The sequence below is a fragment of the Leisingera sp. M658 genome (assembly GCF_025144145.1).
In the GTDB taxonomy this organism is placed as follows: Bacteria; Pseudomonadota; Alphaproteobacteria; order Rhodobacterales; family Rhodobacteraceae; genus Leisingera.
Map to the genome: position 1 here is coordinate 2,497,263 of NZ_CP083546.1, position 20,486 is coordinate 2,517,748.

A 20,486-nucleotide genomic window follows, 5' to 3' on the forward strand; every position below is an offset into this window, starting at 1 on the left:
ATCTCCCATGGTGCGCGCATGAGTTTTGACCGTTTCTTCCGGCTGGCGTCAATCCCGGCTCTTGTGCTTTGCGCGCTGTTACAATTTGCAGCGGCAGCGCAGGCGGCGTCGATCTCGCTGCTGCGCGATCCGGATATCGAGCACGGGCTGAACCGACTGGCAGCACCGGTGCTGCGGGCCGCGGGGCTGAACGCAAACCGGGTCCGGATCCTGCTGGTCAACGATTCCGCCTTCAATGCCTTTGTCTTGGATTCGCGAACGATATTCGTGAATTACGGGCTGATCCTCAAGGTGACCTCCCCCGAGATGCTGCAGGCAGTGATCGCCCATGAAGCCGCCCATATCACCAATGGCCATCTGGCGCGGCGGATGCAGAACCTGCGCTCAGCCAGCAGCGCTGCAGGTCTAGGCGTGGCGCTTGCGGTTCTGGCTGCGGCGGCGGGTGCGGGCGACGCCGCGGGCGGCATTGCCATCGGCACGCAGAATTCCGCGCTGCGCGGGTTTCTATCCCATACCCGCGCCGAAGAAAGCTCGGCCGACCGTTCTGCTGCGGATTACCTCAACCGTGCCGGCATCAGCCCGCAGGGGCTGGTCGATCTGCACCGCGCCTTTGCCGGTCAGGAAGTGTTGAGTGCCGGCAGTCAGGACCCCTACACCCGCTCGCACCCGCTTAGCCGCGACCGTATCCGCGCCGCGCAGGCCTATCTCGCGGCGCATGGCGACAAGGGCCGGGCCAGTGCCGAGGCGCAATACTGGTTCGCCCGGGTGCGCGGCAAGCTGTCGGGGTTTACCCGCGCCCCGAAATGGACCCTGCGCCGGGTGCGCGAGGAACAGTACAAAGACGTGCGCCTGATGCGCGAAGCCGCCGCCTATCACCGGCAGCGAAATCTGAAGAAGGCCCTGAAGGCGGTAAATGGCGCGCTGGCGATCCGTCCCTCCGACCCTTTCTATCATGAATTGAAGGGACAGATCCTGATAGAGAACCGGCAATGGGGCGCCGCATTGGCGGCCTATGGCCAGGCGGTGAAACTGGCCCCCAAGGACCCGCTGATCCTTTCCGGTTACGGGCGTGCGCAGCTGGCCGCGGGCCAGCCGAAAGCGGCGCTGCAATCCATGGAACGCGCCCGCGCCATCGATTTCCGCAACCAGGTGCTGCTGCGTGACATGTCGCTGGCCTATGCCAAGACCGGACAGCGCGGCCTGGCCGCGCTGGTCACCGCCGAACGCTATGCCTTGCAAGGGCGTCTGGATGACGCCGGAATTCATGCCAAACGGGCCGTCGCCCAGCTGCCTGCAGGATCCGCCGCCGCGCGGCGGGCACAGGATGTGCTGACGGCCTATGAACAAGCTCAGAAAAGGAAAAGACGAAAATGAAACCTTTTACCCGCGCCGCCACGGCGGCAGCCACCGCCCTCGCGCTGCTGAGCACCCCGGCGCAGGCGCTGGACCTCAGCAATATGTCTGACGCCGAACGTGAGGCTTTTGGCGAACAGATCCGTGCCTATCTGCTGGAGAACCCCGAGCTGATCCTGGAAGCGGTTGATCTGCTGGAACAGCGCCAGCAGCAGGCCGAGGCTGTCCGCGATGACACGCTGGTCACAGACAATCTGGCAGAGCTGCAGAACGATGGCTATTCCTGGGTCGGCGGCAATCCGGACGGCGACATCACCCTGGTTGAATTCATGGACTACCGCTGCGGCTACTGCCGCCGGGCAGCCCCCGAGGTGGAAAAGCTGGTGAAAGGCGACGGCAATATCCGCCTGGTGATCAAGGAATTCCCGATCCTGGGCGAAGCCTCGGTGCTGTCGTCGCGCTTTGCCGTGGCATCCAAACTGGTGGCGGGGAATGACGCCTATAAGCAAGTGCATGATGCGCTGATTGAATTCGGCAGCGAGCCGAACGAGGTGGCTTTGCGCCGGATCGCGGACGGGCTGTCATTGGATGGCGATGCGATCTTTGCCAAGATGGACAGCGAAGAGGTGACGGCCGAGCTGCGCCAGACCCGCGCGCTGGCACAGAAGATGGCAATCTCCGGCACCCCGACCTTTGTGCTGGGCAATGAGCTGCTGCGCGGCTACCTGCCCGCCGACCAGATGGAGATCATAGTGGCTGAAATCCGCGACCAGCAGAGCTGACGCCTGACGCCGAACCGGCGGAACCGGGGCTCTGCCCGCCGCCATTGGGCTTGAACCAATGGCGCACCAATGGCAGCCCCGGAGTTTTTTTGCAAAGATGAAAAAGCGGGCAGCCTGAAGCAGGCCTGCGGGGTTATTCCGCAGCTTGGGCGGCCATTTCCGTTTCAATTTCCGAGGCCTTTTTCTCGACCTCTTCAACGATGTGGTCGACCATCTGTTCGTTGGACATCTTGTGGCTGGCCTTGCCCGCCAGATAGACCATGCCCGCACCCGCGCCGCCGCCGGTGAAGCCGACATCGGTCATCAGCGCCTCACCCGGGCCGTTCACCACGCAGCCGATGATCGAAAGGCTCATCGGGGTGTGGATATGGGCAAGCCGTTCTTCCAGCGCCTCCACCGTCTTGATCACGTTGAACCCTTGGCGCGCGCAACTGGGACAGGAGATGATATTGACGCCGCGGTGGCGCAGGCCGAGGGATTTGAGGATCTCAAAGCCGACTTTCACTTCCTCCACCGGATCGGCAGAAAGGCTCACGCGCAAAGTGTCGCCGATGCCCATCCACAGGAGCTGGCCCAGGCCGATCGCCGATTTGATGGTGCCGGAGACAAAGCCGCCCGCCTCGGTGATGCCAAGATGGATCGGCGCGTCGGTCGCCTCGGCCAACTGCTGGTATGCGGCGGCTGACATGAAGACATCCGATGCTTTCACCGAGATTTTGAATTCGTGAAAATCATGGTCTTGCAGGATGCGGATATGGTCGAGGCCGGACACTACCATCGCTTCCGGGCAGGGCTCGCCGTATTTATCCAGCAGGTGTTTTTCCAGCGACCCGGCATTCACCCCGATGCGGATTGAGCAATTGTGGTCTTTTGCGGCTTTGATCACCTCGGCCACGCGTTTTTCGTCGCCGATGTTGCCCGGGTTGATGCGCAGACAGGCGGCTCCCGCCTCGGCAGCCTCAATCCCGCGTTTGTAGTGGAAATGGATATCGGCCACGATCGGAACCGGGCTTTCGCGCACAATCTCCTTCAGCGCTTTTGAGGACGCCTCATCCGGGACCGAGACCCGGACCAGGTCAGCGCCTGCCTCAGCCGCGGCCTGGATCTGGGCAACGGTTCCCGCCACATCGGTGGTCAGCGTGTTGGTCATCGTCTGCACCGCAATCGGGGCGTCGCCGCCGACGGGCACATTGCCGACATGGATCTGGCGGCTTTTGCGGCGCTCGATATGGCGCCAGGGGCGGATGTGGTTGATCGACATGAGGAATGCGTCCCGGCTGGATCCTGTTAGCAGCTAGATACGTGCTGAGAGGCGGCGCTGCAATGGCAGCCCGCCTCTTGCGGCGGGATTCGCCGGGCACATTTGCGGCAACAGCTACTCGGCCGACTGGTCCGCCTGCAGCTCGGCTACCAATGTTGCCAGTGCTTCATTGCTGCCATCGGCCAGATCAGCCAGTGCAAACCGGTTGGTGATCGCATCCATCGACAGGTCGATATTCTTGGATACCTGGCCGCGTTCGCCGACCGGGCCGAAATGTTCGCCGTTCACCGCAAAATAGATTGCACTGCTTTCGCCGGTGCGCAGGCGCGGGGCATCTTCGGTCAAAGGCACTTCAAACCGCTGGCCTGCGTCCATGATGGTTTCCAGGATCACGCTGCCATCTGCCGCGGTGACCTGCACCCAGGACGGGCGCACCGCAACCATTTCAACGCCCGGCTTAACCTCGGCCACAACCTGCGGCACCAATTGCAGCGGCCCTCCGCCCTCATAGGGCAGGCTGGCTTCGGCAAAGGCCAGCGAGGGCACTTCGGGCGCCGCAAAGTTGCCCAGCGTGGCCGGATCCAGGGTCGAAATCGGTGCATCGCGCGCCACCAGCACAGGCACATCCAGAGCTTGCGGGCGGTAAAGCCGGTCCAGCGCCTCAGCTGCCGGATCCTGCGCGTCCCCGGCTGCATTCAAAACTGCGCTGTTCAGCGGGTCGAGATCAGCCAGCACCGCAGGGGTTTGATCCACTGGTGCGAACTGCACCTGCTGCACCTCTTTCAAGACAGCCCAGCCGCCATAACCGATGCCGCCGATCAGCGCTGCCAGCACCATCAGCGAGCCGACAGCCCGCGGTTCGATCTGGCTGAGGAAACTGCTGGGGGCGGGAATAAACGGTGTGTTGGGCGAGGCAAAAGCATCGCCGCCCAGCCCGGTGGATGTGACTGCCTGGGCGGCGCCGCCTTTGGTCCGGCTGGAAGCTTCGGCAGACATGCCATGGGCAACAGTAAATCCGCTTTCGGTGCAGAAATCCTGAAAAGCCTCTTCTGCGTCCATATTCAGATAGCGTGCATAGGAACGCACATACCCGGCGATAAAGCCGGGCGTGTCAAAGGCGGAAGGGTCTGAATTCTCGATTGCGGCGATGTAGGACGCCTTGATCCGCAACTCGCGCTGCACATCCAGCAACGACTTACCCATCGTTGCCCGCTCACCGCGCATTATGTCGCCGAGCTTCAACTCGAAATCGTCAAAACCCTTCGGCTCTGCCGTTCCGCCATGCTCTTCTTGCTTGCGCTGGGTGAAGCGCCCGATCATGCCTGCTGTCCCATTTTTGCCTGCCGCAATCTGTTCAGGGCGGTGAAAGAATCACATTTGCGACTCAGATCCGCTCATTGATTAGCAACAGCGTAACACACCGAAGGTAAATTTACACTGATCAGTATGTTACCCGGCAAGTTCGGCACGATTCAGCGCACAATGCGACCACAATGCGTCCATCGCCTGGACCAGCGCGTCGATTTCCTTGGGGCCGTGCACTGGCGACGGGGTAAAGCGCAAACGCTCGGTACCGCGCGGCACAGTCGGGTAATTGATCGGCTGCACGTAGATGCCATAGTCCTCCAGCAGATGGTCGGACAGCACTTTTGTGTGCACCGGGTTGCCGACAATCACCGGCACGATGTGGCTGCCATGATCAATGATCGGCAGGCCAAGACCCTTAAGCCGCAATTTCAGCACCTTGGCCTGGTCCTGATGCTTGTCGCGCAGATCCTGCGCGCCCTTCAGATAGGCAACCGAGGCCGCCGCCCCTGCCGCAACCGACGGCGCAAGCGAGGTGGTGAAGATGAAGCCCGGCGCATAAGAGCGGATCGCGTCGCACATCTTGGCCGAGGCTGCAATATAGCCGCCCATCACGCCGTAGGCCTTGGCAAGCGTGCCGTTGATGATGTCAATGCGGTGGGCCAGACGGTCGCGCTCTGCCACGCCGCCGCCGCGCGGGCCGTACATACCAACCGCGTGGACTTCGTCGATATAAGTGAGCGCGCCGAATTCATCGGCCAGATCGCAAAGGGCGTCAATCGGGCCGAAATCGCCATCCATCGAATAAATCGATTCAAAGGCGATCAGCTTGGGCGCCTTGGGGTCGTCCGCTTCCAGCAGTTCGCGCAGATGCGCCGCGTCATTGTGGCGGAAGATACGCTTGGCGCCGCCATTGCGGCGCACGCCCTCGATCATCGAGGCATGGTTCAGCGCATCGGAATAGATAATCAGCCCCGGGAACAGCTTGGGCAGAGTGCTCAGCGTGGCGTCATTGGCGATGTAAGCCGAGGTGAACAGCAGCGAGGCTTCCTTGCCATGCAGATCCGCCAGTTCGGCCTCCAGCTGCTTGTGATAAACCGTAGTGCCGGAAATGTTGCGGGTGCCGCCGGAGCCTGCGCCGGTCGAATCGATCGCATCATGCATCGCCTCCAGCACAACCGGATGCTGGCCCATGCCCAGATAGTCATTGCCGCACCAGACGGTGATGTCCTGTTCGCCGCCGTCCGGACGGGTCCAGACCGCATGCGGGAAATGGCCCTTCTTGCGCTCGATGTCGATAAAGGTCCGGTAGCGGCCCTCGTCGTGAAGGCTGGCAATCGCTGCATCCAGTTTCGCGGTATAGTCCACCGGCATCTCCATGGCTTCATGCGGCCCCAGGGGCACGCGGGCTGTGTAAAGGGCACGGCCTGTCGGCGATGCGGCCACATTCACGGTCCGGAATGATTACCGCAGGCACCCCTTTTGATCAACTGCATACGCGCCGCCCTAGGTGCGCAACATTGATGCAGGTCAAATAAAACTTAAACAGGGGCTGGGCAAGGACAGCTGCGGCCAACCTGTGGCCGTTTGCGTCGCATATGCCGCGTGTTCAGGCGTCACTATGCGCAGGATCGGAAACCTGCCGCCCTGGAAAAACAAGCGAAACCCCGCCCTTCCCCCACTGGCCCCTGTTCCGGACCGCTGTTAGGGTCCGCGTCAAATTGCCCGCAACCGGACACGCAGGAGAATGAAAGATGGCACTGAATGATGTTCTGGACCGGATCGACGCAGAGCTGGACGCCGCCACCGAACGGCTGATGGACCTGCTGCGGATCCAGTCGATTTCCACCGATCCCGCCTTTAAGGCGGACTGCGACAAGGCCGCCGACTGGCTGGTGGCCGATCTCAACGCCATCGGCATCAAGGCGGAAAAGCGCGAAACGCCGGGCCATCCGATGGTGGTCGGCCATGTGGGCGAGGAAAACACAGACGCGCCGCATGTGCTGTTCTACGGCCACTATGATGTGCAACCGGTCGACCCGCTGAACCTTTGGAACACCCCGCCGTTTGAACCGCAGCTGGAGGAAACCCCGAATGGCACCGTGATCCGCGGCCGCGGATCCTCGGATGACAAGGGCCAGCTGATGACCTTTGTCGAGGCCTGCCGCGCCTGGAAGGCCGTCAATGGCTCCCTGCCCTGCCGCATCACCTTTTTCTTTGAGGGCGAAGAAGAGTCCGGTTCCCCCTCGCTGATCCCCTTCATGGAGGCCAATGCCGAGGAGCTGAAGGCCGACCTCGCGCTGATCTGCGACACATCGATGGTGTCGCGCGGGGTGCCGTCGATCTCCTCGCAGCTGCGCGGCATGCTGAAGGACGAATTCACCATCGTCGGCCCGCGCATCGACCTGCATTCGGGCCACTACGGCGGCCCCGGCCTGAACCCGCTGCGCACACTCTCGGAAATTGTAGCCTCCTTTTATGACAGTGACACCGGGCGCGTGGCCGTCGAGGGTTTCTATGACGGCGCGCATGAGGTGCCCGAGGACCAGCTGCGCCAGTGGCAGAGCTGCGGTTTTGACGAATCCGAATACCTGAGCTCGGTCGGCTACTCGCAGCCGCACGGTGAAAAAGCCTATTCCACCCTGGAACAGCAATGGGCCCGCCCGACGCTCGAGGTGAACGGCCTCTGGGGCGGCTACAACGGGGCCGGCTCCAAAACCGTGATCCCGTCCGAGGCGCACTGCAAGATCACCTGCCGCCTGGTCGGCGACATGGACCCTGACGCGCTGCGCGACAAGATTCGCAAACACGTCGAGGACCGCCTGCCTGCGGACGCATCGGTGCGCTGGGACAACGACCTCGAAGGCTCCCGCGCCGCAGTGATGAACATCACCCGCCCCGAATTTGAGGCCGCCCGCGGCGCCCTGTCGGACGAATGGGAGCGCGAGGCCGTATTCTGCGGTATGGGCGGTTCGATCCCGATTGCCGGCTTCTTCAAGTCGATCCTGGACATGGACGCGATGCTGATCGGCTTTGCCAATGACGACGACGCCATCCACTCGCCGAATGAGAAATACGACCTGCAGAGCTTCCACAAGGGCATCCGCTCCTGGGCCCGTATCTTGGACGCCCTGTCGCGCAAGTAACCCCAGTTTCGGGCGGTGCATTTCGAAGCCCCGCCCGGATACTCCAATCCGGACACCGCGAAGCAAGCCGGACAACGGGAAGCAGGCATGAACTCTATCTTCAAGACGTGCGCAATACTTGCGGCAGTACTGGCACCGCTTCTCCCCGCTCCGCCCGGTGCCGCCCAGTGCCACCGGAGAAAAGGCTCGGCCAGGCCGGTAAGGCGGTTTTCGTTGGCGCTACCGGTTTCCTGGCACGCAAGGCCCGGCAATCGGGAGCAGCCGGCGCCGCAGCCTATTTTTTTAGCGGGAGGCGGGCCAAAGCGGTTCCAAAGTCCACCGATGACCGGCTGGCCCGGCTGTTTTCAGGCACAAACTGCGCGGTTTCCCTGGACCGCCGCCCCGGCCAAGCCAAGGCCTATGTCTTCACAACACCCGAGGACCTGGACGCCTGTCTGCCGCGGCAGTTTCTTCTCGTGGCCGGTCTGCTTCCTTTCGAAGGCGAAACACCAAGCGCCTTGAACCTCAACTTCAATTAGACCAAGGCAACCCTGGCGGACGTCGCATTTTTGCGGATCCTCTCCTACATCGGAAAAACGCCGCACCTTGCCCGGCTGGAACTGCAAACCGCTGCCAACCGGATGTTTGACCTCTGCGACTTCAGCACACGGCTGCAATTGCAGGCGACGCCGCACTCCCGCCCGTCATCAAGCCTCATGCGAGGCCTTCTTCCCGTTGGGTCTGGCGCCGCTTGCGCGGCGCGCGCCGTGCCTTGGCACGGCGCCAGGCCCAAGGCTTCCAGCGGAATCTATGATGCCGCCGGAAAGGCGCGGGAGCGCTCTGTTTCCGTCGGCTCCATGCAGAACGGGTGACACCGTGCAAAATTAGCGCTGCAAGCAACGCTAACGCCACTAGCAGGATGTTCCCTGGGCACGGATTGCGTTTCTACCCTTGTTTTCCTCGCGTCTCCCTATCGGCTTAACCGTTGGTTATCCGAACCATCCGATACTGCATGTGATTTCTGCCGCGACAGCGGACCACGATGGAGACAGCAGATGGCACAAAGCAGATTCAACCGCCCGCCCGGTTTCGAAGGCAACCAGACCGATCCGGAAGAAAGCTACCGCGCCGGCTATCAGCATGGCACCCGCGTGATGCTGCGGTATCTGGAAACCATCCCCAAGGCAGACCTGGAACGCCTCAAGAAATGGGTCGATTTCGAACTCACTGGCTGGCGCCACGACACCGGCGCGGACCCGAACCCTCCGGCCCTTTGATACCCCGGCCCCGACCGCTTGCACCTGATGCGCCAGTTCGCCAATGTGGCGCCATGACGGAAAAGAATATGACCGAAGGCCCGCAGCTGGCCGAGATCCTTACCCTGGAAACCAAGGTCTGGGAGGCGCTTGTCTCTGGCGACCCCGAGGCAGATGGCCGGATGCTGTCGGAGGACTTCCTAGGTGTCTATCCCAGCGGCTTTTCGGGCAAGGCAGGCCATTGCGATCAACTGAAGGACGGGCCGGTAATGGCGCAATTCCGGCTGAGTGATGCGCAGCTGCGCGTCATAACAGAACAGGCTGTACTGCTGTCCTACCGGGCGCGCTACCGTTCCTCAGGCAGCTCATGCTGGCAGGTCATGCTGATCTCCTCGCTTTGGGAAAAAAGCGCGTCAGGCTGGCTCAACACTTTCAGCCAGGACACTCCGGAAACAGCCGCATAACCACGGTACACTTTCGTTCATACCTGAAATTGAGAGAAAGTGGCGCGGTTGACGGGGCTCGAACCCGCGACCCCCGGCGTGACAGGCCGGTACTCTAACCAGCTGAGCTACAACCGCGCATTTGCCTTTCGGCGGCCGTCTCCGGCCAGTGTTCCCCTCCGGGGCGGACCCCGTAATGCCAGGGCGGCAGGCGAAAGTGGCGCGGTTGACGGGGCTCGAACCCGCGACCCCCGGCGTGACAGGCCGGTACTCTAACCAACTGAGCTACAACCGCATTTTCGCCTTTCGGCAGATTGTTTCCAATCCAGTTCCCCTCCGGGACGGATCCTGTTTTACCCCAGGATGAGGTGCAGCGGTGGCGCGGTTGACGGGGCTCGAACCCGCGACCCCCGGCGTGACAGGCCGGTACTCTAACCAACTGAGCTACAACCGCCCGCTGCACGTTCAGCATCGCTGCTGAATGTTGGGCTGTAATATTCCCACCCCTTAGAACCGTCAAGAAGTGTTTTGCCTTTTTCGGGACTTTCCCTCAAAAAAAAATCGCCCTCCCGGCAACCCCTTGAAACAGATGGAAAAAACCCAAAGACTACGCGCCTATCGGCATCTTAGCGCGGTCAATCTGCAAGGTGGGGATGGTGGGTCGTGAGAGGCTCGAACTCCCGACATCTTCGGTGTAAACGAAGCGCTCTACCAACTGAGCTAACGACCCGGTAAGCGGGGATTTAGACAATGCCGCCGGGCAGCGCAAGAGAAAAAACAAAGATTTTTCCACCCTGCCCGCCGGATCACTCCAAAACGGTTTCCATCCCGTTTTCCAGCACATAAACGCACCCCTGCCCGTTCGGGAGCGCCGCCATGCTGTCGCGGGGCAGGCCGCAGATGATACCGCGCATCACCTGCCCCAAAAGCCCATGCGCCACCACCACAGACGGCCCGGTCAGCGACAGCATGAAGTCCAGAATGCGGCCATGAAAGCTGGCATAGCCTTCGCCGCCGGGGGCCTCGCAGAACAGGTCCAGGTTCCGCGGATTGGCGCCATGGATCTGCGGGTAACGCTGCGCGACCTCCTGCAGCGTCATCCCCTGAAACACGCCCGCAAAGGCCTCTGCCAGGCGCGGGTCGGTCACAAATGGCGCCCCTCTCAACGCGATATCCGCCGTCTGCTGGGCACGGCCCAGCGGGGACGCATAGCAGGCCGGATTCTGCTCCAGCACCGGCGCCATCAGACCGGCCTGCCGGCGGGCATGTTCAATTCCCAGCGGTGTCAGCGGCGATTCCAGCTGGCCTTGAATGCGGTGCTCTGCATTCCACTCGGTCTGCCCGTGTCTCAGCAGCCAGATTTTCGGAAATTGCATCACATGCCCCCTGCCCGGTTCTATCGCCAAATTGGTAGCGGCAAGCCGGGGACAACGGAACCCCGCAAACAAGAAAAGGCGCTCAACCGGTACCGGGAGCGCCTTTTGAAAAGAATGGTGGGTGATAAGAGATTTGAACTCCTGACATCTTCGATGTGAACGAAGCGCTCTACCACTGAGCTAATCACCCGTGAGGCAGGCTTTTACCCGTCCGATGCGGCCTCTGCAAGAGGGTCATTGGAAGAATTTCCGGCTTCCCCGGAATTTTCTGCCGCCGCGCTTTTTGCGACCGCAGGCTGGCGCAGTTTGCATACGAACACTTTGCCATTGCTGCGTTCCTGGCTGCGGTTGATGCGCAGTTTCCCGAACGGCTTGAGGTTCAGTTCACGGCCTTCGGCCACGGCCTCGCCCAGCAACGCCAGAACCGCCTCCACCACCGGCTTTGCGTCTCTCTTTTTGACACCAGAGCGTTCGACTGCCAGCTCCACCAGTTCCTTCTTGTTCAGTTCCGGTGCGGCAACAATCGGTGAAGCGGCTGTTACAACCACGGGTTCTGGTGCAGCAGACGCTTCGGATGACGGGTTGGCTTCCGGCGCGTGCCGCTGCATCGGTGCGTTCACATCTTCAGGTTCGCCTGTCTCAGGTTTCACAGCAGCCGTCCTGGCGGTGGATGCCTTCAGCGTGCCTGCCTTGCGGACAGGTGGCTTGCCTTCGCCGGACTTGCGCCCGGATGTACTGCTTTTGCTGGTTGCTCTTGCCATTTGTGCCCCATGATCCTGTTACTTACCCTGCATCGGCTTCTCAGCTGCCCCGCGCTGTTGCGATTGGCAGCCAGGCGTGCGGGCCTGCTCTGTGCAGCCAGCCTAACACAGGCCCCCTCCGGCGTGAACCGGTTAGCAGGCCGGCAGGGCATCGCGCTGAATCATGGTGCGCAGGGTAAAACTGGACCGGGTGTTGCGAATGCCCGGCACCCGCATCAGACGGTCCTCCAGAAATCTGTCGAAATCCGGCAGATCCTCGGCCACCACCCGCAACAGGATATCGCGTGTGCCGGTCATTAAGTAGCACTCCATCACCTGATCGAACTGGCGCACCGCTTTTTCAAAGGCCTGCAGGGCGCCGGTTGACTGGCGCTCCAGCTCCACCGCCACAAAGATCGTGACCGGCAGCCCCATCTTGGTCTGATCCACTCGCGCGGAATAGCCGCTGATCACGCCGCTTTCCTCCAAATTGGCCACCCGGCGCGCGCAGGGCGTTGGCGATAGCCCGACCTTCTCTGACAATTCGGAAATCTTCAGCCGCCCATTGCGCTGAAGCGCGGCCACAATCTTGCGATCAATTGAGTCCATGGAGGTTTCCTCTAAGAAAGGCTTCTTCTACAGAGCATACCACCAAACGCCACCGTTCTGGCAGGTCTTTTTAGTGAAAACCGGCGCCCGCGCCCTAGTATCATCGGGAAAAGTTTTGGAGGAGCAATCCAGATGACAGTGACTGCCGTCGCATCGACCACCCATGAAGAGATCTACCGCGTCGAGGAGGCCTCTGCGGGGCTGCTTGGCTTCATCGCCATCCACTCCACCCGGCTGGGTCCCGCCGCCGGCGGATTGCGGATGCGCCCTTATGCCAGCGAAGAGGAAGCACTGACTGACGTTCAGCGGCTCAGCGAAGGCATGACCTACAAGAACGCCGCAGCAGGACTGACGCTGGGCGGCGGCAAGGCGGTGATCATCGGCGACCCTGCCCGGGACAAATCGCCGGAGCTGCTGCGCGCCTTTGCCCGTGCCATCGAAAGCCTGGACGGCCGCTACATCACTGCCGAAGACATGGGGATGAGCCCTTCCGACATGGGGGTTCTGGCAGAGGAAACCCGGTTTGTGGCAGGTCTTGCCGATGGCGAATATGCTAGCGGCGATCCCTCTCCGATCACCGCCCGCGGTATTTTCAACGCGATTTGCACCACGCGTGCCCACAAACACGGCAGCCGTGATCTGGGCGGCGTTACCGTCGCGGTGCAGGGCCTGGGCCATGTCGGCTGGTATCTTTGCCGGTTTCTGACCGAGGCCGGCGCCAAGCTGATTGTGACCGACATCGACGAGGCCCGTGTAGAACAGGCAATTGCCGAATTCGGCGCCAAAGCAGTGCCGCTGGACGGAATCTACGGTGTTGACGCAGACGTCTTTGCTCCCTGCGCCATCGGCGGCATCTTGAATGCCCGGACGATCCCGCAGCTGAAGGCGGACATCGTCGCAGGCGGCGCCAACAACCAGCTGGCGACCGCCGCTGACGCCGCAGGCCTGCACGCGCGCGGCATCCTTTATGCGCCTGATTTTGTGGCCAATGGCGGCGGCATCATCAACGTTGCAACCGAAATCCAGCGGATCAAGGACCGCAAAGGATTTGTTGCCGAGAAACTCAAAGCGCTGGACGAAACGATGGCTTCGATCCTGATCCAGGCTGAGACAGCAGATGTCAGCCCGGCCGAAATGGCCATTGCCACGGTACAGGCCAAAATGGCCGGTTCCAGCAAGGCGGCCTGACCGCCTTCCCAAGCGATACCGCGGGGCACTCCCGCACCCGCACGGAGCCCGGCCTGCGGCAGGTCTCCATGAGGGTTTTGGGCCCGGCGGCCTGCCCCACCGGGGCAGGCCGCACGCCGCACCCCAGGTGCGGCGCCCCGCCCAACCGCTGCTGAGGCGCATCAGCGCATCCCGCAGCGGGCAGGAGCCCTCCTCCCACGCCTGAGACCTGTCAGGGATAGACACACAGAAACCTGGAACCACGCCCCGGCAAGAAGGGCCGGAACGGAAGATGAAACTGAAAAAGGGCGGCCCCGCGGGACCGCCCTTTCCTTTCTTGCACCAGATCCAGGCCGTGATCAGTGGGCGGTAGCGCCCGCCCCGTCCTCTGAGCCTTTCAGAGCCGCTTTGGCTGCTGCGGCTTCCTCGGCTTCCTGGTCCCATTCGATGGGGTCCGGTTGGGACACCAGCGCGTGTTTCAGAACCTCGGACACATGGGACACGGGGATGATTTTCAGCCCTTCTTTCACATTGTCCGGAATTTCCGGCAGATCCTTTTCATTTTCCTGCGGGATCAGCACCGTCTTGATACCACCGCGCAGGGCTGCCAGCAGCTTCTCCTTGAGGCCGCCAATGGCGCTGGCATTGCCGCGCAGGGTGACTTCGCCCGTCATCGCAATGTCCTTGCGTACCGGAATGCCCGTCAGCACCGAGACAATCGCCGTAACCATCGCCAGGCCCGCACTTGGGCCGTCCTTTGGCGTCGCGCCGTCGGGCACGTGCACATGGATGTCCAGCTTGTCGAACTGCGGCGGCTTGACGCCGATCTGCGGGCTGATCGAGCGCACATAGCTCGACGCCGCCTCGATTGACTCCTTCATCACATCGCCCAGCTTGCCGGTGGTCTTCATCCGGCCCTTGCCCGGCAGCCGCAGCGCCTCGATACTCAGCAGCTCACCCCCGACGGACGTATAGGCGAGGCCAGTGACAACACCAACCTGATCTTCCATCTCAGCCAACCCATAGCGGAACTTCTTCACGCCCAGGAAATCATCCAGATTGTCCGCCGTGACAGTGACGCTGCCGGCCTCTTTCTTGATAATCTTGGTCAGCGATTTGCGCGCCACCTTGGCAATCTCGCGCTCCAGGTTCCGCACGCCTGCCTCGCGTGTGTAGGTCCGGATCATCTCGGTCACCGCGTCTTCGGTCAGCTCAAACTCCTTAGCCTTCAACCCGTGGTTCTTCACCTGCTTGGAAATCAGATGCTGCTTGGCGATCTCGCGCTTTTCGTCCTCGGTGTAGCCCGACAGCGGAATGATCTCCATCCGGTCCAGCAGCGGCCCCGGCATGTTGTAGCTGTTCGAAGTGGTCAGGAACATCACGTTCGAGAGGTCATATTCGACCTCCAGATAGTGATCCATAAAGGTGTTGTTCTGTTCCGGATCCAGCACCTCCAGCATCGCCGAGGCCGGGTCGCCGCGGAAATCCTGGCCCATCTTGTCGATTTCGTCGAGCAGGATCAGCGGGTTGGTGGTTTTCGCCTTCTTCAGCGCCTGGATGATCTTGCCGGGCATCGAGCCGATATAGGTCCGGCGGTGGCCGCGGATCTCGGACTCGTCGCGCACGCCGCCCAGCGAGATGCGGATGAACTCGCGCCCTGTCGCCTTGGCGACGGATTTGCCCAGCGAGGTCTTACCCACGCCCGGAGGGCCGACAAGGCACAGGATCGGCCCCTTCAGCTTGACCGAGCGCTGCTGCACCGCCAGATATTCAACGATCCGCTCCTTGACCTTCTCCAGGCCATAGTGATCCGCATCCAGGATCTCCTGCGCCTTGTTCAGGTCTTTCTTGACGCGGGACTTGTTGCCCCACGGGATCGACAGCATCCAGTCGAGATAGTTGCGCACAACCGTGGCTTCGGCCGACATCGGCGACATGTTCTTGAGCTTCTTCAGCTCGGCATCCGCCTTTTCGCGCGCCTCCTTCGACAGTTTGGTGGCGGCGATTTTTTCTTCCAGCTCGGCGATTTCGCCAGCGCCTTCCTCACCGTCGCCCAGCTCCTTCTGAATGGCCTTCATCTGCTCATTCAGATAATATTCGCGCTGGGTCTTCTCCATCTGGGATTTGACGCGGGTCTTGATCTTCTTCTCGACCTGCAGGACCGACATTTCGCCCTGCATCAGGCCATAGACCTTCTCCAGCCGTTCGCTGATGGACAGTGTTTCCAGCAGTTCCTGCTTGCGGTCGACCTCTATGCCCAGATGACCCGCAACCAGATCGGCCAGTTTGGCCGGCTCAGTGGTTTCACCGACGGCGGACAGGGCCTCCTCGGGGATGTTCTTGCGGACCTTGGCATAGCGCTCGAACTCGTCGCCCACGGTGCGCACCAGCGCCTCGGTGGTGGTGACATCGCCGGGCATTTCCGGCAGTTCCTCGGCCTTGGCCTCGAAGAAATTGTCGTTTTCGAGGAATTCGGTGATCTTTACACGCGCCTGCCCCTCGACCAGCACCTTGACGGTGCCGTCGGGCAGTTTCAGCAGCTGCAGCACATTGGCCAGCACGCCCACGGAATAGATGCTATCGGTTTCGGGATCGTCCTCGGACGGGTCGATCTGGCTGGACAGCAGGATCTGCTTGTCATCCGCCATCACCTCTTCCAAGGCGCGCACCGATTTTTCCCGGCCCACAAACAGCGGCACGATCATGTGGGGGAAGACCACGATGTCGCGCAGCGGCAGGACTGGGTAGGAGGAATTGAGTGGCTCTTGCATACTCGGTCCTTTGATTTGGCAAGACGGCCCGGCCCCGATCCCGGCAGCTTTGGCCCGTCTCCTCAATTGATGTCTTTATCTGGGGGGATGGTTAACACTTTTCAACCGCCCTGCCCCAAGGTTTGCAGCCACCTTGCCCGCACCGCACCCGGACCACAAGGGCGCAAATGGTGAAAGGGTGACCAAAGGCCTAACGGGCCCGCCGCAGCTGTAAGAGCTGCAGGGCACAGGCCGTTTAACAGCACATAGTTGCGCCCGGCCAGCCGTCATCCAGCAGCCATACGGGCGGGTTCCAACTGCTTGGCACAGGGTTCACATCCAGCACCTTGAACAACTGCACGCCGGCGCCTAAACTGCACGGCGAATACCGGAGATTGTATGACCTGAGTCATCCGGGCCCGCGGCATGCCGGCCCACACCAAACGCAAAAACCTTCAGACCTGCAGCCAGCGGGCCGGTTTTGTTTGGCCGCATTTGAATATACCACGCCCGCCAAACGGGCTCTCCGAGAGTTTTAAGACATGAACCGCAGAAAACTTCCCGGCTTTCTGAACACCCCCGTGCGTTCGCAGGTCTCTTCCGGCCTGAGCGAACTGGGTTTCAAACCCTTTTTTCAACACCAGATGGCAGATGCCGCCGACGGCGCCGCTCCGGCCCGCATCACCGCCATTCACCGCAGCCAGTTCGACCTCATCAGCGCTGACGGTCCCCTGACCTGCCCGGCCATTGATGGCGCCGCTGTCGGGGACTGGCTGCTCCTTGACCCAGAAACCGGGCACGGCACCGTCCTGCTGGAACGGGCCTCCTTGTTTAGACGGCGCGCGCCCGGCACCGGCCGCGAAACACAGCTGATTGCCGCCAACATTGACACGCTGTTTATCGTCACCTCCTGCAATCACGACTTCAACATCGCCCGGCTGGAACGCTTTCTGGCGCTGGCAAACGAAGCAAACACCACCCCGGTGATCATTCTGACCAAGGCCGACCTTGCAGATGATCCCGACAGTTACCGGACGCAGGCCCAATCCTTGCAGCCCGGCCTTGTTGCCGAAACCATCGACGCCACCAATCCTGCAGAGGTCAACCGCCTGCGTGCCTGGTGCGGGCTGGGGGAAACGGTGGCATTGGCCGGCTCCTCAGGTGTCGGCAAGTCCACTTTGGCCAACACCCTGGCCGGCGGCGGGCTGATGCAAACCGGCGCCATCCGCGAGGATGACAGCAAAGGCCGCCATACGACCTCGCACCGGCAAATGCTGCGGCTGCCCGGTGCCGGCTGGCTGATCGACACACCCGGCATGCGCGAATTGCAGATATCTGACGCGCAAGACGGTATTGATATGGTGTTTCAGGATCTTACCGATATCGCGGCACACTGCCGTTTCAGGGACTGCCAGCACGAAAGCGAACCGGGCTGCGCCATCCAAGCAGCCGCCAAAGCCGGCCAGCTTGACACCGACCGCATTGCGCGCTGGCAAAAGCTAAGATCCGAGGACGCCTTTAACGCGCAGTCTCCGTCGGAACGCCGCGCCGCCGGCAAAGCGCTTGGCAAGGTGATCAAACAGGCCAAACGCATCAAGCGCAAAAAGTAAGCCCCAAGGCCTAAACCCGCCCCTGGCGCAGCAGCGCCGGGGGTACCGGGGCGCCATTTACAGCGGCTCGATATCACCCTGCGCGCGGGTATCGTGAAAGTCCTTCTGCCAGACTTCAAAACTGCCGGCGGCAATCGCCTCCCGCATACCATGCATGATCTCCTGAAAATAATGCAGGTTGTGCCAGGTCAGCAGCATCCCCGAAATCATCTCGTTCGAGCGGAACACATGGTGCAGGTAAGCCCGCGAATAACTCGAACAGGCCGGGCAGCTGCAATGCTCATCCAAGGGCCGCGGATCGTCCTGATGGCGGGCGTTCTTGATATTCACCACGCCATAGCGGGTAAAGGCCTGTCCGGTGCGGCCCGACCGCGACGGCAGCACGCAGTCCATCATGTCAATGCCGCGCGCCACTGCGCCGACGATATCATCGGGCTTGCCCACGCCCATCAGATAGCGCGGCTTGTCTTGGGGCAGGAAACCGGGGGCGTAATCAAGGCAATCGAACATCGCCTCCTGCCCCTCGCCCACCGCAAGGCCGCCAACAGCATAGCCCTCAAATCCGATTTTCTTCAGCGCCTCAGCGCTTTCTTCGCGCAGGTCCTGTTCCAGCCCGCCCTGCATGATCCCGAACAGCGCATGGCCGGGCCGGTCGCCGAATGCCTCGCGCGACCGCTCGGCCCAGCGCATAGACAGGCGCATTGAGTCCGCAATCCGGTCACGGTCCGCAGGCAGCGCCGGGCATTCGTCAAAACACATCACAATGTCGGACCCCAGCAGCCGCTGGATCTCCATCGAGCGTTCCGGTGTCAGCTCATGCTTGGAGCCGTCGATATGGGATTTGAAGGTCACGCCCTTCTCGGTCAGCTTGCGCAAACCGGCCAGCGACATCACCTGAAACCCGCCCGAGTCCGTCAGAATGGGCCGCTCCCAGTTCATGAACTTGTGCAAGCCGCCCAGCCGGTCGATCCGCTCCGCTGTCGGGCGCAGCATCAGGTGGTATGTATTGCCCAGCAGGATATCGGCCCCGGTCGCGCGCACGCTTTCCGGCATCATCGCCTTGACGGTGGCGGCGGTGCCGACCGGCATGAAAGCAGGCGTGCGGATTTCACCGCGCGGCGTATTGATGACACCTGTGCGCGCCGTGCCGTCGGTTGCCTTCAGTTCAAAGTTGAAAAGCTCTGCCATCTTCTATTCCTGCCGTTACACTCAAACCGGCACACCGGTGATTCCCCTCTAATGCCAAGGAGCCAACTCCATGTCCACAGCCGACGCCGCACCGCAATTGAAACTCGGTTGGGAAGAATGGGTCAGCCTGCCCGACCTTGGTCTGCCCGCATTGCGGGTCAAGGTCGACACCGGCGCCCGCACCTCCTCGCTGCATGCCACCGGCATTGAAACCTTTGGCCCGGCAAGCGCCCCCAAGGTGCGCTTCATGGTGCATCCCATCCCCGGCCAGTACGATCTGGAAATCCCCTGCTCTGCCTTGATCAAGGACCGCCGCGAAGTGACGTCGTCAAACGGCGAAAGCGAAATGCGCTTTGTGATCGAAACCCCGATGGAGATCGCAGGCCAGTCCTGGCCGGTGGAGCTGACGCTGACCGACCGGCGCGGCATGGCGAAACACATGCTGCTGGGCCGCCAGGCGCTGACCGAAAACGTGACAGTGGTGCCGGGCGAACGCCTGTGCCAGCCGGAACTGGATTATTCGGTCTATTCCTCTTCCAGCATCCGCAAATCCGCCCCGAAACGCTCGCTGCGCATCGCCGTGCTCAGCCGCGAGGACAATTATTCCACCCGCCGCCTGGTGGAAGAGGGGGAAAACCGCGGCCACACGGTCGAGGTGATCAATACCACCCGCTGCTACATGGCGCTGAACGCGCTGGCGCCCGAGGTCCATTATGACGGCAAGCGCCTGCCCCGCTATGACGCGGTGATCCCGCGCATCGGCGCCTCGGTCACCCAATACGGCACCGCGCTGCTGCGCCAGTTCGAAACCGTGGGCACCTATTGCGTCAATGGCGCCGAAGGCATCACTGCCAGCCGCGACAAGCTGCACGCGCATCAGATTCTGGCGCGCCACAAGATCGGCATGCCCGCCACCGCCTTTGCTGCCTCGCCCAAGGACACCGGCAGCCTGATCCAGATTGTGGGCGGCGCGCCGCTGATCGTGAAACTGCTCGAAAGCACCCAGGGCAAGGGCGTGGTGCTGGCGGAAACCACAAAGGCCGCTGAAAGCGTGATCACCGCCTTCCGCGGGCTCAAGGCCAACTTTCTGGTGCAGCAGTTTGTCAAGGAAGCCGCAGGCGTGGATATCCGCTGTCTGGTGGTCGGCTCCAAGGTGGTCGCGGCGATGAAACGCTCCGGCGCCGAGGGCGACTTCCGCTCCAACCTGCACTTGGGCGGCAGCGCTGAAATCGTCCGCATCACCAAGGAGGAACGCTCCACCGCGGTCCGCGCCGCCCGTGCCTTTGGCCTCAACGTGGCGGGCGTGGATCTGTTGCGGTCGGAAACCGGCCCCAAGGTGCTGGAGGTGAATTCCTCCCCCGGGCTGGAAGGGATCGAGAAGACCTCCTCCAAAAACATCGCCGCGCTGATCTATGCCGAGATCGAAGACCGGGTCCGCCCGGCCCCGATGCGGCGGCTCAAACCCTCTGCCTCTTGAGGCGCAGTTTATCTTGACCTGCCGGGACGGGCGCAGGATCCTGC

16 protein-coding genes and 5 tRNA genes are annotated in these 20,486 nt (G+C 61.9%); 8 read left to right on the forward strand and 13 right to left on the reverse strand.

Features of this window, described 5'->3' with window-relative positions:
* Positions 1-18: 18 nt before the first annotated feature.
* A complete protein-coding gene (locus K3724_RS12450; protein WP_259985271.1) occupies positions 19-1,374 on the forward strand; it encodes a M48 family metalloprotease in 1,356 nt (451 codons plus the stop codon).
* Complete coding sequence (locus tag K3724_RS12455) at positions 1,371-2,135, forward strand: DsbA family protein (protein WP_259985273.1); 765 nt, start codon at positions 1,371-1,373, stop codon at positions 2,133-2,135. Before K3724_RS12450 ends, K3724_RS12455 begins: the two co-directional genes overlap by 4 nt.
* A gap of 133 nt (positions 2,136-2,268) precedes the next feature.
* Here the strand turns inward: K3724_RS12455 and ispG are convergent, their stop codons facing one another.
* The 3 genes from ispG to hemA form a co-directional block, all read right to left on the reverse strand.
* Complete coding sequence (ispG, locus tag K3724_RS12460; protein ID WP_259985280.1) at positions 2,269-3,396, reverse strand: flavodoxin-dependent (E)-4-hydroxy-3-methylbut-2-enyl-diphosphate synthase; 1,128 nt, start codon at positions 3,394-3,396, stop codon at positions 2,269-2,271.
* A gap of 114 nt (positions 3,397-3,510) precedes the next feature.
* The gene (locus tag K3724_RS12465) at positions 3,511-4,716 is read right to left on the reverse strand and encodes a helix-turn-helix domain-containing protein (protein WP_259985282.1); all 1,206 of its coding nucleotides are present in this window, start codon (positions 4,714-4,716) and stop codon (positions 3,511-3,513) included.
* 129 nt (positions 4,717-4,845) lie between these two features.
* Positions 4,846-6,069 carry a 5-aminolevulinate synthase gene (gene hemA / locus K3724_RS12470; RefSeq protein ID WP_311200225.1) on the reverse strand — a complete coding sequence of 408 codons (1,224 nt, stop codon included), beginning with the start codon at positions 6,067-6,069 and terminating at the stop codon, positions 4,846-4,848.
* Between the two features lie 386 nt (positions 6,070-6,455).
* Here hemA and K3724_RS12475 point away from each other — a divergent pair, with 386 nt between their 5' ends.
* The 3 genes from K3724_RS12475 to K3724_RS12485 all read left to right on the forward strand — a co-directional run bounded on the left by K3724_RS12475 (position 6,456) and on the right by K3724_RS12485 (position 9,546).
* Positions 6,456-7,847 (forward strand): dipeptidase, encoded by a 1,392-nt coding sequence (locus K3724_RS12475; protein ID WP_259985284.1) that lies wholly within the window; start codon positions 6,456-6,458, stop codon positions 7,845-7,847.
* Positions 7,848-8,881: 1,034 nt separating this feature from the next.
* Positions 8,882-9,103 (forward strand): hypothetical protein, encoded by a 222-nt coding sequence (locus K3724_RS12480; RefSeq protein ID WP_129371299.1) that lies wholly within the window; start codon positions 8,882-8,884, stop codon positions 9,101-9,103.
* Between the two features lie 53 nt (positions 9,104-9,156).
* A complete protein-coding gene (locus K3724_RS12485) occupies positions 9,157-9,546 on the forward strand; it encodes a nuclear transport factor 2 family protein (RefSeq protein WP_259985288.1) in 390 nt (129 codons plus the stop codon).
* Positions 9,547-9,586: 40 nt separating this feature from the next.
* Here K3724_RS12485 and K3724_RS12490 read toward each other — a convergent pair.
* The 8 genes from K3724_RS12490 to K3724_RS12525 all read right to left on the reverse strand — a co-directional run bounded on the left by K3724_RS12490 (position 9,587) and on the right by K3724_RS12525 (position 12,250).
* Positions 9,587-9,663 (reverse strand) — tRNA-Asp (locus K3724_RS12490).
* Positions 9,664-9,743: 80 nt separating this feature from the next.
* A tRNA-Asp gene (locus K3724_RS12495) sits at positions 9,744-9,820 on the reverse strand.
* Between the two features lie 82 nt (positions 9,821-9,902).
* A tRNA-Asp gene (locus K3724_RS12500) sits at positions 9,903-9,979 on the reverse strand.
* Between the two features lie 200 nt (positions 9,980-10,179).
* Positions 10,180-10,255 (reverse strand) — tRNA-Val (locus K3724_RS12505).
* A gap of 76 nt (positions 10,256-10,331) precedes the next feature.
* A complete protein-coding gene (locus K3724_RS12510) occupies positions 10,332-10,901 on the reverse strand; it encodes a histidine phosphatase family protein (RefSeq protein ID WP_259985290.1) in 570 nt (189 codons plus the stop codon).
* Positions 10,902-11,016: 115 nt separating this feature from the next.
* Positions 11,017-11,091: transfer RNA gene (locus K3724_RS12515), tRNA-Val, on the reverse strand.
* A 13-nt stretch (positions 11,092-11,104) separates the two neighbouring features.
* Positions 11,105-11,662 carry an HU family DNA-binding protein gene (locus K3724_RS12520; RefSeq protein WP_259985292.1) on the reverse strand — a complete coding sequence of 186 codons (558 nt, stop codon included), beginning with the start codon at positions 11,660-11,662 and terminating at the stop codon, positions 11,105-11,107.
* A gap of 132 nt (positions 11,663-11,794) precedes the next feature.
* Positions 11,795-12,250, reverse strand: a complete 456-nt coding sequence (locus K3724_RS12525; protein ID WP_259985294.1) for an Lrp/AsnC family transcriptional regulator — start codon at positions 12,248-12,250, stop codon at positions 11,795-11,797.
* A 132-nt stretch (positions 12,251-12,382) separates the two neighbouring features.
* Here K3724_RS12525 and K3724_RS12530 point away from each other — a divergent pair, with 132 nt between their 5' ends.
* Positions 12,383-13,438, forward strand: a complete 1,056-nt coding sequence (locus tag K3724_RS12530; RefSeq protein ID WP_259985296.1) for a Glu/Leu/Phe/Val dehydrogenase — start codon at positions 12,383-12,385, stop codon at positions 13,436-13,438.
* A gap of 338 nt (positions 13,439-13,776) precedes the next feature.
* Here the strand turns inward: K3724_RS12530 and lon are convergent, their stop codons facing one another.
* Complete coding sequence (lon, locus tag K3724_RS12535; protein WP_259985298.1) at positions 13,777-16,188, reverse strand: endopeptidase La; 2,412 nt, start codon at positions 16,186-16,188, stop codon at positions 13,777-13,779.
* Positions 16,189-16,709: 521 nt separating this feature from the next.
* On the opposite strand from lon, the gene rsgA reads away from it, so the two are divergent.
* On the forward strand, positions 16,710-17,777 hold the full coding sequence (gene rsgA / locus K3724_RS12540) for a ribosome small subunit-dependent GTPase A (protein ID WP_259985306.1): 1,068 nt from the start codon (positions 16,710-16,712) through the stop codon (positions 17,775-17,777).
* A 57-nt stretch (positions 17,778-17,834) separates the two neighbouring features.
* Here rsgA and tgt read toward each other — a convergent pair whose 3' ends face one another.
* Positions 17,835-18,965, reverse strand: coding sequence for a tRNA guanosine(34) transglycosylase Tgt (gene tgt, locus K3724_RS12545; RefSeq protein WP_259985314.1), 1,131 nt, complete (start codon positions 18,963-18,965; stop codon positions 17,835-17,837).
* Between the two features lie 70 nt (positions 18,966-19,035).
* Between tgt and rimK the strand changes: the two genes are divergently transcribed.
* Positions 19,036-20,442 (forward strand): 30S ribosomal protein S6--L-glutamate ligase, encoded by a 1,407-nt coding sequence (gene rimK / locus K3724_RS12550; RefSeq protein WP_259985320.1) that lies wholly within the window; start codon positions 19,036-19,038, stop codon positions 20,440-20,442.
* Positions 20,443-20,486: the final 44 nt, after the last annotated feature.